The following is a 14,034-nucleotide window of genomic DNA, read 5'->3' on the forward strand; positions in this document are numbered from 1 at the left end:
TTATATTTGCAATCAAGCACGAGTTCAAAAGTAACATTTATTTTTATAGAACTGTCTTAATTAGCTCAATTGAACAATTTTGGTTTAAAAAATTAAACAAAGGGAACTAACAACTTTTAAGTAAAATAGGTTCAACGAATCTGTTTTGTGTTTCAAACTTTCAAAATATTAGATTATGACAGCAAAAGTGAACATAGGAAAGGCACTACTTCAGCGTTTAAGTCAGCAACTTAAAGGAGAATTACATTATGATGATGTAATGAAAACACTGTATGCCACAGACGCCTCCGCATACCGTGAACTTCCTTTGGCTGTCGCTTTTCCAAAAGATGAAGAAGACATCAAAACGCTTATCACATTTGCTAACCAACATAACACATCTCTAATTCCAAGAACTGCAGGTACATCATTAGCTGGACAAGTTGTTGGTCATGGTATTGTTGTGGATGTTTCAAGAACTTTCACTAAAATTCTTGAAGTCAACAAAGAGGAAGGCTGGGTGAGACTACAACCTGGTGTGATACGTGATGAACTAAACAAGCACCTTAAAGACTTTGACTTGTTTTACGGCCCAGAAACATCTACGGCCAACAGAGCAATGATTGGGGGGATGGTTGGCAACAACTCATGCGGTTCTAATTCAGTGCAATATGGATCAGCAAGAGATCACCTTATCGAAGTAAGAGGGTTCTTGAGCGATGGATCTGAAGCGGTTTTTAAAGCTGTTACTCCTGAAGAATTCGAAGCGAAAGCACAACAAGACAATCTAGAAGGAAGATTGTACAAAGAGGTAAAAGAAATGCTTCTCCCTGAAGAAGTGAGAGCTGAAATTGCCAAAGAGTTCCCTAAACCTTCTATTCCTAGAAGAAATACCGGCTATGCGATTGATTTACTAGCCTTGATGCAACCTTTCAATCCAGAAGGAAAACCTTTTAACTTCTGTGAGTTAATTGCTGGATCTGAAGGAACATTAATTTTCATTACTGAAATCAAAATGCATTGTAATCCTACTCCTCCAAAATACAAGGGAGTGTTATGTGCACAATTTGATTCCATTGATGAATCTTTAAAAGCTAACCTTATTTCATTAAAGTTCAACCCAACTGCGGTTGAGTTAATGGATAAATATATATTAGATTGTACCAAAAACAGTATCGAACACCGTCAGAATAGATTCTTTTTAGAAGGAGATCCTGCGGCAGTGTTAGTGACAGAAATTGCAAGAGATACTGTGGAAGAAATGCGTGCTGATGCTGCAGCGTTAGAAGCTGCTTACAAGGAAGCAGGTATGGGGCATTACTTCAAGTTGGTGGAAGGAGAAGATGTAAAAAGAGTTTGGAACTTGCGTAAAGCTGGACTTGGACTACTCTCTAATGTTCCTGGTGACCCTAAAGCAGCTCCTGTCATCGAAGATACAGCGGTAGACGTAGAAGATCTTCCGGCATACATTGCAGATTTCAATGAAATTTTGAAAAAGTATGACCTTTTCTGCGTGCACTATGCACATGCAGGATCAGGAGAATTACACCTTAGACCTGTTTTGGATTTAAAGACCCAAGACGGTAATAAAATGTTTAAGGTCATTGCTGACGAAATTGCCAAACTTGTTAAGAAATACAGAGGTTCACTGAGTGGAGAACATGGAGATGGTCGTCTAAGAGGTGAATTTATTGAATATATGGTCGGTTCAAAGAACTTTAAGCTGATTGAAGCTACCAAAAGATCTTGGGACCCTCATAACGTTTTCAATCCTAATAAAATTGTCGATACTCCTCCAATGGATGAGAGTCTTCGTTTTATGCCGGGAATTGAAACACCAGAAATTAAAACAACATTGGATTTCAGTGCTTCTCAAGGCATCATTAGAGCAGCTGAATTCTGTAACGGTGCGGGTGCTTGTAGAAAAACGGAAGTAACAGGTGGAACAATGTGCCCTTCTTATATGGCGACCAGAAACGAGAAAAATACCACTCGTGCCAGAGCCAATATTTTAAGAGAGTACTTAAGAGCTCCTTATACGATCAACCGTTTTAACCACGATGAGATTTATGAAGTGATGGACCTTTGTCTATCATGTAAAGGTTGTAAATCAGAGTGTCCTTCTAACGTAGATATTGCAAAGCTAAAAGCTGAATTTTTACAGCAATACTACAAGGCGAATGGTGCTCCAATGCGTGCTAAGATGATCGCCTACTTCCCTCGTTTAACTCAAATGGCGATGCTCACACCTGGTTTATTCAACTGGATGATCAGTAACCCATTGACAGGGAGTATTTTCAAATCAATCACTGGTTTTGCATCTGAAAGATCAATTCCTAAAGTACACAAACATACTTTTAAAAGCTGGTTGAAAAAATATACACCTAAGAAAGCAACAAAAGGTAAAGTATATATTTTCTGTGATGAGTTCACTAACTACAATGACACTCCAATTGGTTTAAAAACCATCACTTTGTTGGAGAAGTTGGGTTATGAAGTCGAGTGGCAACCTCACGTAGAAAGTGGTAGAACATTCTTATCAAAAGGTTTTGTGGAAGAAGCGAAAGATTTAGCTTGTCAAAACGTAGACATGTTGAAAACTTACATTACTGAAGAAACTCCGCTTATAGGTATTGAACCATCTACGATTATGGCCTTCCGCGATGAATACCCTGACTTGGTACACGCACATCAAAAAGACGATGCAGCCAACTTGGCCAAGAATGCATTGATGATTGATGAGTTTATTGCTAGAGAAATCAAAGCAGGTAAGATCTCTTCAGATCAGTTTACGGAGGAAGAAAAGTTAGTAAAACTTCACACGCACTGTCAGCAAAAAGCAACAGGTACTCAAGTGACCGGAAAGCAAATGTTGGGCTTACCTAAAAACTACAAAGTACAGATTATTCCTTCGGGATGTTGTGGTATGGCAGGTTCATTTGGTTATGAAAAAGAGCATTACAAAGTTTCAATGGATGTTGGAGAATTAGTATTATTCCCTACTATCCGAAAACTGGATGACGATGTAATTATCGCAGCAGCAGGTACAAGTTGTAGACATCAAATTAAAGATGGTACTGAAAGAGATGCATTGCACCCTGTTGAGATTTTATTGAATGCTTTAAAATAGTATTACAAAAGGGAGAGCAGATCAACATTTGCTCTTCCTTTTTATATAGAAAACTGAAAATCAACAAAAAACTTTCTACCTCTCAATGACAAACACTATTTTCCGAATGTTTTTAAAGAAGGTGTTTATATCGGTTAATGAATTACGATTTTTATACAAGACTCTCTATTTTTGTCATTGATTGATGTATTTATTCAACTAAAATGAAGAAAAAGGTATTATTAACTGGTTTAAACAGTATTATCGGAAAAGAGGTTTTTCGTTATCTTTCTCGTCATACGCAAACAAAAATCATAGTTGGACAAAGACATAATCCAAATTTACCCCAACAAGAAGCAGAGTACCGTTATCTTGATTTTAATGATAACTCGACATTTCAAGAAGCTCTAATCGATATAGATACTGTCTTTTTGATAATACCTCGAAATGTACCTCACTTTGAGCACTCCTACCGGACTTTTCTTGCATCTTGTAAATCCTCAGGCGTCTCCGAAGTTATCTTCTCCTCTGTTTATAGAGGTCGATACAGTTTTATCCTTCCTCATCATAAAGTAGAGAAAATTATACGAAAGAGCGGGATGGATTACATCATTGTGCAGGCTACTTATTTCATGCAAAATTTGACTACTTTTTTCAAAAAGGAAATACAAGAGGATCAAAAAATTGCTATTCCACATTTGAGTAAAAAGTTTAATTGGATAGATGCACGAAATGCAGGTGATGCTATCGTTAATTTAATCTATAAGTTTGATGAATATAAAAATCAAACGATCCCTCTGATGGGCAATGAGAACAAAAACTTTATGGAGGTGACAGCTAAACTTACGGCATCTCTTCCAAAAGATGTAGTTTATAATTCCACGCTAATAGAGTTTATCCTCTCTTTGAAAAGAAAAGGTCTTCAATACAGAGAAATCAGTATTTTACTTGTTTTTATGTTTCTTGAAAATCTAGATAACAGACAAGAGATTTATCCTAATTACGAAAAAATTACAGGTAAAAAGCCAACAAGACTCATCGAATTTATAATGAGACATATTCCAGACTTATTACCTGCCAATAACGCCTAATTTATTTCCATCTGCTCACCCTTTCTGCCTTTTCAGAAAGTTCTGAAGACAAAGAGTTAAACCTAAACTTCAGTAATCGTTTTCGCCCCTCAATATTTCTTGTAAAATACAACTCAGATTCGTTGAAGTATTTATTCCAATACTTGTGGAAAATCGTTGCTGTCTTCTTTTTCTTTCCTAATTGTTCGGGTACTGCATGATAGTCTTTTTGAGTAAAGAATGCCCAAAGTTGATGTACTCGCTCTACAATATATCTAGGGTTTTGAATAGGATTAATTATTTCTTCCAATGCATTCACAAAAGTGTTTTTCTCGAAACTACTTCCTCCTTCTAAATAACAAAATGCCTCTCCATAATCATTGACAAAAGTCTTTACTGAGAGTTCCTCAGGTTTAGAGTAAAAGATTTTCGTTTGAATTAAAGAACGTAAAAGTGCATCGCCAATTTGCTGTAGATCTTTGGTAACATCTCGGTATTTTGAATAAATCTTTATGGTTTTCAGGAGTTTTTTCCCGAAGTAAAACAGTCCACCAATATCTGCAAGGCAAAGAATCATTAAAAGTTCATTTCTATCCTCTGCATAAAGAAAACCTTCTGCTATTTCATAAAAATCCATTAAATGAAGCATAAATAACTGACCTAATTCTAACAACAAATACCCCATAGACGCTCTGTAATACAACTTTTTCTGCCTATGAAAATTCTTTTCCTCTCTATCAAATGGAACTTTAATTTCTTCAGTGATTTCAACACCATTTTGAATAGCCTCGTTCCATTGTAATGAAAGCTGATCTCTTTCTCCTGCTGATTGAAACATTCTCTTATTGAGCAGTTGTGCTGTTTCCTCTGTAAATTGATAAGGAATTTCCATTCTCAAAATTCCATTTTCAATCGTTTTTTGCTCTCGTTCAGAAATACCTACAAAAGCTCTAAACCTCCTTTTTAAAACCTTCAAATCCTCTCCCCCATCACTTCTAGTAGGGTCAACAGAGACCAAATGCCAAATATTGCTTGTTTTATTACGATCTGATTGTGATGTTCTGATGGCCCTCCCTCTCATCTGATTCGACAACACATAAGAACCCACAACACTTGCCAAAATCAAAGAATTAATACAAGGTGCATCCCAACCTTCCCCTAATAAGGCTTTTGTACCCACTACAATATTAAAATGCCCTTCTTCAAATAATTGTGTTACTACTTCTACAATCTCATGCTTTAATTTTTCTGACAAATGAATCACTACATAAGCTGTATCATAAGGGAGTGATGTCGTTGAAAGTTGAAGACCACGGTGATGAAGTACTTCTGTCAATACAGGCATCATCGCTTCCGGAAGTATAATCAAAGAACCAGTCAGTACACATAATTTAGCGGTCGAATTCAAGTTCCTTCTTAAATGCTCAAAAATGGGAACAACACCTAATTTATTGATTTCAATTTCTTCGTTTAAATATTCTTTACGGATGTAGTCACTCAAAACCACCATTCTAAGACGCTCACCTAAGTTATTATGTTCAAACTGAGCAATCGATAAAATACTCTCGATTTTTCCGGTGCTATTTTTCAGGTATTGAGTAATTTCTTGATCATTTTCCAACACCACTTTTCTCCCTACAATACCTCCATGCATTCGAATGAACTTCTCTACTGTTTGAATGTGCTTGGAGAACTCTTTATTACTTTTCTTTTCCTCAAAAATTAAATAGTTAAAGAGCACCTCTAACCAATGCTTATCCAAAGGAGGTATCTTTCTCTGTTTATTTCCAGTAATTTTAAAATGAAAGTCTGTCAATTCTTGTTGATTTCCTGACAAATAAATTAAAATGGCAGAATAAATTTCTATTTGATCGTATATCCAATCTAAATGCTGTTCTGGGTTTTCGATGGCTGGATGACTCAATAAATAATCTACTAAAAATGCATCTGAAGCAATTTTATCAGTGATCATTTTTATACTTTCTCTTTGATGATAAATGAAGGAGAGTTCGCTTTGAGTTGGATAGGAGAAATGAATATAATCTTGATGAGGACATAAATTTTGTTCTTTGACCAACTCAGGTACACTGATTTCTGTATCAATGGGGCCATTTAATTGAATATACCTCTCCCACTCTGTAAAAGAAACATCATAAGGCGGTGTAGCCGTTAACCCGACCACTTTAGGCTGAAGCTTTGTTTTTAAGGCCATTAAGGTTTGCCACCAAGCATTTTTTAGGTGGTGTGCTTCATCTAAAATGATTGTACCAAAATTTAAATCTTTAAAGTTATCTTCATCTACTATTCCTTCATCTGTCTCATCCTCCTTAGCACATAAAGCATGTAAGGCATGATAGGTTGATACGGTAAGAAATTGAGGTTCTTTAATATTGTTCGAAATCCAATTGGGAGCTGTAGATGTCTGTAAGAAAAGATTACAAAAGCGTTGAATCCATTGATTTCGTATCGCTATTGTAGGGGTTAATATTAAAGTGGATTGATTAATCTCCAGCATTACTTGTAATCCCAAAACGGTTTTTCCTGATCCGGGAGGTGCTATAACATGTAAATGCTCATCTGTAAGATGTTTTGATAATTCGTCTAAAACTCTTTTCTGATAATTTCTCCAAGGGTATTTAAAAGTAATATTTTCTGGAAAAGTATTAAGGTGATAATGGACAACCTCATTCATTTGTTACAATAGTTTATTTGTCAAGCCCAATGCATTGACGAGTTGCTCTAATTCTTGCTCTGGAGTATATGGATTTTCCATCACAAGATTTTTGTTGAATTTAAGGTAATAAGTTCTTCCCAAGAAAACATTGAGTAAATCAATATCTAAATGCCCCTCTTGATAAGCCACAAGTAAAGTCGGTAACTTCTCATTTCTTTCTTCAATATCAGTGATATGTTGGTAAACAAAAAAAGGACTCTTTCTTGCCATCGAACTAAACGCATCAGGGGCAGGAAAACCATATTGACGAATGTAGAAATCTATTTTATAACGATTAACCTTATCTACATTCAGAATTTTCTCTCCCAACTCCTGGTACTCAGGAGAATCAGTCCCATACGTTGACACAATTTTATGAAAAGTGGCAGCATCACGTACTTTTTGATCATCTTCCAATACTTTGAGTAGGTAACGTTCTCTTTTTTCAATGGTTTCTAAAGATAAAATCTCTTGTTCTATAGCTTTTGAATCAATAGATGATGTTTGACAGGCAGTCATCAACAAAGTGAAGGACAATAAAATTTGGCGGATTTTCAACATGAAAACTAATAATGTACTTTAATAAAAAAATGCTCTACAAAAACCTAATTTAAGTGTTTTGTAAAGCATTCTTTCTTTAAATAACCTTTTTTATAAAAGTGTCTTGTATTATTTAGCAAGCTCTAAATCGCAGAAATGAACCTTTGAATTAATATCATTTCCATCTGAATCTTTATAATTATACTCTCTGATGGTCTTTTTACCAATCTTAAAGTCAACAGGCTCTGAAAAAATAGGTCCATCATACACGAAAGTATGGAACTCTCCATTTTCACCACATGGATCTACACCTTCAGGAAGATCATTATAAAAATCCAAATCCAATACTCTACCGTTGAATTGCTCCCCAACACTGTCATTCACCGCTACCACAATAGCTTTGAAGCCCGCTTGTACAAATTCCTTGAAGAGCTGATGTGTATCTCCACCCCAAAGAGGGAAATGACATTTCAACCCTACCTTTGCCATTTTCTCTTCTCTATATTGTCTAAGGTCTTCCAAGAAAATGTCACCTAAAACCAGATCCTTAATACCCTCTTCTACAAATGGTGATAGACTTCTTGCTAGTTCTCGGTCATAAGTATCATACGTTGTATCTTCTTCTAGGAACATTTTATATAAAGGAATACCTATTGATGATGCTTGTAGGTCTAACAGTTCTTCACGTACTCCGTGCATACTGATTCTCTTGTACTCGGCAGAAAGTGAAGTCAATAATCCTTTGATTTCCCATTCTTTTAAAGCCATAAATAGTGCAAATGAAGAATCTTTCCCCCCGCTCCATTGAAATAATGCTTTTTTCATTTATTTCTAAACTTTATTTTATTACTTTTGACTATCAATTGAAGGTAATTTATGAAAAGCATTTTAAATATCGCCCCGATAAAGATCACCATCCTACGATGTTGTTGATTGTCAATGTTTAAATTTATGCATCCCCGTATAAATTCAATTACCCCTATCCAATTAATTATATTTCAAAACAAATTTCCTAATAAGGATTAATGTGTAGTTTTCTCTTTAAAAGACAGGAGAAGTTTACATTTTGATGTCCCTTAAGGTTTAAAATAAAAATTGCGCTCATGCAACCAGATTTAAGAAAACAACTGAAAGTATACAATACGTTATCACGTAAAAAAGAATTGTTCCAAGCAATTAATCCTCCTTTTGTTGGAATGTACGTATGTGGTCCTACAGTATATGGTGATGCTCATTTGGGGCATGCTAGACCCGCAATTACTTTTGACGTTATTTTCAGATATTTTAAGCATCAAGATTATAAAGTACGTTATGTACGTAATATTACAGACGTAGGACACCTAGTGGGAGATGCAGACGAAGGGGAAGATAAAATTGCGAAAAAGGCCAAGCTAGAGCAGATTGAACCTATGGAAGTGGTACAGCATTATACTGACCGTTATCACAGAGATATGGCTGCTTTAAATGTCCTTCCACCAAGTATTGAACCTCGTGCAACTGGGCATATCATTGAGCAAATTGAGATGATTGAAAAAATCATCGAATCAGGTTATGCTTATGAGTCTAATGGTTCTGTCTATTTTGATGTTGTAAAGTACAATGAAGACAAGGAATACGGTGCTTTATCGGGTAGAAATATTGATGAAATGCTAGAGGGGACTCGTAACTTGGATGGTGTTAGCGATAAGAAAAACCAAGTGGATTTCGCACTTTGGAAAAAAGCTGAACCTGAACATATTATGCGTTGGAATTCTCCTTGGTCTGATGGTTTCCCAGGATGGCACCTTGAATGTTCTGCAATGTCACGTAAGTATTTAGGTGATCATTTCGATATTCACGGTGGTGGTATGGACCTTAAGTTCCCTCATCATGAAGCCGAGATTGCTCAATCTCATGCATGTAATCACGTAGAGCCTGCTAAGTATTGGTTGCACAATAACCTGATCACTATCAATGGTCAGAAGATGGGTAAATCTTTGGGTAACTTCATCACTTTAGAGGAGTTATTTGAAGGTAAACATGAGTTGTTAGAAGAGGCTTACTCACCAATGACGATCCGTTTTTTCATTCTTCAAGCACAATACAGAAGTACATTGGATTTCTCTAATGACGCTTTAAAGGCGGCAAGAAAGGGATATAGAAAAGTAATGAATGGCCTTCGTTTGGCAAAAAGCTTAGAATACAAAGCTGACGACAGCATTGAAGTAAATGAAAAACAAGCCAAAAACATTGAAAGTATTGTCAACTCTATTTACAGAGGTATGAATGATGATTTCAATACTGCGGTAGCAATGGCAGGTATTTTCAACTTATTGAAAAAAATCAATGCTGTTCATAGCGGAAATATCCCTGCAGCTCAATTGGGCGAACAGGCTTTTAATGATATGATTTCTAATTACATTACTTTTATAGAAGATGTATTAGGTTTGAAAGAAGAAACACCTGATCATTTCTTCCAAGCATTAGATTATATCATTCAGGATTACTCTGCAGCAAAAGAGGTTAGAGATTATAACAAAGTGGATGCTATCAGAGCAAAACTTAAAGACATGGGTGTGGTTGTGAAAGATACCAAAACCGGTGTTGAGTGGGCTTATGATGAAGCTTAGTATTTCAAAATACATATAAAAACAATTCGGAAAGGTCTTCAGCAATGAAGGCCTTTTTTTTATGAATCACATCTTACCTATAATCAAAATAGTGACAAATTATTACTACATATTATTGATTAACAACAAATTCAATGAACTATTTGTTCTCCATAATTGTTTATATCTATTTTGTACTATATAAAGAATCATACGTTATATTTCTAACAACTTTAAGAAGTTTCAAAAACCAATGTTAACAAATTCACGTATTTGATTTAAATTCTAAATGGACTTTACTCTTAAAAAGATATTACTATGTCTAAAAACTTACTTAAATCTTTCATTGCTTTATTTCTATTTTTTCCTTTACTAACCATGGGACAAGTTACATACATTGACTTAGACGATGATGGTGATGGTGAATACAGTGACAATACAAATATTAATGGAAACGCTCATACTAAAGAAGTTCATGAACATACTGGAGATTTAACTTTTAAATCTACAACTGACTTGACTCTACAACTCAATCATGGTGTAATCTTAGACCCAGGAGGAGATGATACTTATTATAATTATATCATTATTGATGGGAATGTTATTATAGAAAGTGGAGCAGTGATTGACATTAAAAATGATGCAGTTTTTATCATTACAGGTAATTTAACTATTGAAGGTACTGCTCAATTTCATAATGATGGATATTTTATTGTTTTAGGTGACGTATCAGGAAGTGGTACTATTGACCCTGGAAATGGAGCTGGTGCATTACCTGCATACATTGGTGGTGAAATCAGTGATGATGTTCAAATTATTGATACCGATACTGAAGTTGAAAGCCCGCTAGATATTCCAGATGCAGACGTTGAAGGGATATTAGACTTTGAAAAACCAGATTGGACTACAGATTTACCAGTTGAACTTATTTCATTTACAGCATCAAAATTAGAAAATACTGTACAATTGAATTGGTCAACGGCTTCTGAAATAAATGCTTCTCATTTTGAAATCTATTCTTCTATTGACAATAGAAATTGGGGTTATGTTGGTCAAGTGCAAGCAAGCGGTAACTCAGCTACAAGAATTGATTACACTTTTATAGATGATCAAGAATATGCTACTACTGTTTATTACAAACTAGTACAATTTGATTTTGATGGTCAGAACGAAACATTCGGTCCATTAACCGTTCATTTTTCTAATAATGAAACTCACTTCAATACATCTGTTTATCCTAACCCAAGTAGTTCAGGTAAGACATTAATTCAGATCAATGGAATGAGTTCAGGATCAACAACAACCCTTCAACTTATGAGTAAAGAAGGAAAAGTTGTTTTATTTGATACTATTGATAGTAATACTATCACCTCTGCTGTTTATCAATTAGAAGATAAAGTAGATTTAAAACCCGGATTATATATTTTAAAAATTAATTCTGGTACTACTCAAGACACACAAAAAATTATTATTCAATAAGTTACTATAAACAACTCATCAAAAACTCCTGAGGAAGTCATTCATTCCTCAGGAGTTTTTTTATATCTTGCATTAAGTAAAACTTCCATCTTCACTATTTACAAATCGACTTTTTTAAAATAGAACTTACTGAAGACATATAATAAACCACTTCATCCATTTAAAATTGAGCTGAAATTACAGGTTAACATAAAAATTAATGTTAAAAAACAGATACAGTGAACTATCTGTAAAAAAATATTGTTATGAAGACAGTTGTACTTAATTAAGATATTTATAGCACAATTCTCAGATTAAGTTAATTAATCACAACATAACGGTTATGAACTCGTACTTCAAAATAGTTCAACTCATTAACCTTTGTTAACCCAAACAGTATGATTCGCTCAATTACTCATGTAATAAAACATCAGCACCAAACACCTTACACTCGTGTTTTTACTAATATTACTTTTGTTATACTACTTCTTTTGTCTCCTATTTTTGCCTTTGGTCAAAACATTAGTCTTGATGAGGATGGCGACGGTGAATTGAATAGTGGAGATCCTCATGAGAGTCTTAATGGTAATCCTGATAGCGGTGTTTACGAGCACATTGGAGATATTACATTCAAAAGTGGAGTTAACTTTTCTAATAAATTACAAGCTGAAACCATATTAAATCCCGGTAGTGATGATTCGTTCAACAACTATGTAATCATTGATGGAAATCTAACCGTTGAAGGAGGTTCTACTGTCTCAATCAATAATAATTCACTAGTGATTGTTACTGGAAATGTGATTATTGATGGTGATATTGATTTTCACAACAGTGGCTATATCGTTATTCTTGGTGATGTTATTGGTAGTGGTACAATTACTCCTGGATCTGGAGGTAGTGCTTTACCTGCCTACATTGGAGGAACTGTAGACTCAGAAAGTATTATTTCTAGCGGTAACGTCGATAGTCCTGTTAATATTGATGCTGCTTTTGGTAATGGGCAAACTGTAACGGATATATTGGATTTTGCTTTACCTGCTGATTGGGCGACGAATCTTCCTGTTGAACTCATTTCATTTACTGCTTCTAAAACAGATGGTTTAGTTCAATTAAATTGGGCTACCGCCTCTGAAGTAAATGCTTCACACTTCGAAATCTATTCTTCTACTGACAGAAGGAATTGGAGTTTTATTGGTGAGGTGGAAGCCAATGGAAATACTTCAACTCGTATCGACTACTCCTTCTCAGATTCTCAAGAACATAGAACTACAATCTATTATAAACTTATACAATATGATTTTGATGGACAAAATGAGACTTTCGGACCTTTAACAGTTCACTTCTCTAACGATCAAAATAACTTTCAAACATCCATTTACCCTAACCCTAGTAGTACTGGAAAAACTTCTTTACAAATCAGTGGTATGAATTCTAACACGAATACTATTCTTCAAGTCATCAATAAGGAAGGAAAAGTAGTATTATATGATATCATTGATACAAACAATATTACATCAACCATTTATCAATTAGGAGAAAAAGTTGCTCTTCAACCAGGACTTTACATCTTAAAGGTCAATTCTGGTACATCTCAAAACATTGAAAAGATTATGATACAATAACTGATAAACAAGCTTTCAACTGATACTATTACAATAAAGGTTTGAGCATCCCAATAGGCTCTTCATAAGTTAAATTGCTTATGAAGAGCTTTTTTAATACATCAAAGTTGAAGATGTAAATCTTCCAAAAACAATAATTACAGAGAATAATAGAGGTTTTTCATAAAAATTGACATCAAAAACAGACAACTAATGAACTTTTATTACAAAGGTAATGTTCGTAATGTAGTTGTATTTTACTAAGGATATAATATTAACTATCAATGATTCATTCTGAAAAACCAATACATCCTTAGTATCACAAAACCAATTTTTATAAAAGAACCTGATATTATTATTTCAAAATGCAAAAATTCTTACTCACGCAATTAATTACTCTAGTATTTTTAAGTTCTAACTTTTCTTTTGCTCAAAACATCAATTCAATTATTGATAGAGACATCACTATCGGTGGAGATGAGTGGCCTGAAGTATCTTCAAGTACTGAAAGCGTTCAGATTAAGCAAGGAGTGCCAGATAATATTACCGTAACATTTGATCACTTAGATGGAAGAGGAGGTCATAATAATGACATGAAATACTATAGCGTAATTGAGGGTGATCTAATTATAGATGCAAACCAAACTGTCGTCATTGAGGAATCATCTTATTTGGTAGTCAATGGTAACCTAACAATCAACGGTGCAGTGCAACTGAACAACAATAATGGAAATACAAAACATGTCTATCTGATTGTTTTAGGTGATATCCTTGGAAGTGGTACAATTACTGGCGGTGATGGAACACATGATAAACCTCCTTATGCAAGAGGTGAAATTGTGGTAATGGGAGAGCACAAAGGTGGTTCTGGTTACAATATAGACGAATTAGATTCTTATATAACTGATCTTTCGCTCTCTTAAAATTTGCGAATAGTTAAAATATTAATAAGTAGATGCTAAATTAAGTTGTTCTC

At 34.6% G+C, this 14,034-nt stretch carries 9 protein-coding genes; 6 read left to right on the top strand and 3 right to left on the bottom strand.

What is annotated here, in order from left to right:
• Positions 1–175: 175 nt before the first annotated feature.
• A complete protein-coding gene (locus IC221_RS14125; RefSeq protein WP_188169584.1) occupies positions 176–3,109 on the top strand; it encodes an FAD-binding and (Fe-S)-binding domain-containing protein in 2,934 nt (977 codons plus the stop codon).
• A gap of 203 nt (positions 3,110–3,312) precedes the next feature.
• Complete coding sequence (locus tag IC221_RS14130; RefSeq protein WP_188169585.1) at positions 3,313–4,179, top strand: NmrA family NAD(P)-binding protein; 867 nt, start codon at positions 3,313–3,315, stop codon at positions 4,177–4,179.
• Position 4,180: 1 nt separating this feature from the next.
• On the opposite strand, the gene IC221_RS14135 is transcribed toward IC221_RS14130, so the two are convergent.
• The 3 genes from IC221_RS14135 to IC221_RS14145 all read right to left on the bottom strand — a co-directional run bounded on the left by IC221_RS14135 (position 4,181) and on the right by IC221_RS14145 (position 8,236).
• Entirely contained in the window at positions 4,181–6,850 is a 2,670-nt protein-coding gene (locus tag IC221_RS14135) for a DEAD/DEAH box helicase family protein (protein ID WP_188169586.1), read from the bottom strand.
• 3 nt (positions 6,851–6,853) lie between these two features.
• A complete protein-coding gene (locus tag IC221_RS14140) occupies positions 6,854–7,432 on the bottom strand; it encodes a hypothetical protein (protein WP_188169587.1) in 579 nt (192 codons plus the stop codon).
• 108 nt (positions 7,433–7,540) lie between these two features.
• Complete coding sequence (locus IC221_RS14145) at positions 7,541–8,236, bottom strand: diphthine--ammonia ligase (RefSeq protein ID WP_188169588.1); 696 nt, start codon at positions 8,234–8,236, stop codon at positions 7,541–7,543.
• Positions 8,237–8,514: 278 nt separating this feature from the next.
• On the opposite strand from IC221_RS14145, the gene cysS reads away from it, so the two are divergent.
• The 4 genes from cysS to IC221_RS14165 all read left to right on the top strand — a co-directional run bounded on the left by cysS (position 8,515) and on the right by IC221_RS14165 (position 13,981).
• Complete coding sequence (cysS, locus tag IC221_RS14150) at positions 8,515–10,020, top strand: cysteine--tRNA ligase (protein WP_188169589.1); 1,506 nt, start codon at positions 8,515–8,517, stop codon at positions 10,018–10,020.
• Between the two features lie 297 nt (positions 10,021–10,317).
• Positions 10,318–11,478, top strand: coding sequence for a T9SS type A sorting domain-containing protein (locus IC221_RS14155; protein ID WP_188169590.1), 1,161 nt, complete (start codon positions 10,318–10,320; stop codon positions 11,476–11,478).
• Between the two features lie 377 nt (positions 11,479–11,855).
• On the top strand, positions 11,856–13,079 hold the full coding sequence (locus IC221_RS14160; RefSeq protein WP_188169591.1) for a T9SS type A sorting domain-containing protein: 1,224 nt from the start codon (positions 11,856–11,858) through the stop codon (positions 13,077–13,079).
• Between the two features lie 344 nt (positions 13,080–13,423).
• Positions 13,424–13,981: a hypothetical protein gene (locus IC221_RS14165; protein WP_188169592.1), complete on the top strand. Its 558-nt coding sequence runs from the start codon at positions 13,424–13,426 to the stop codon at positions 13,979–13,981.
• Positions 13,982–14,034 lie beyond the last annotated feature (53 nt).

It is taken from the genome of Flammeovirga sp. EKP202 (assembly GCF_014534745.1).
In the GTDB taxonomy this organism is placed as follows: Bacteria; Bacteroidota; Bacteroidia; order Cytophagales; family Flammeovirgaceae; genus Flammeovirga.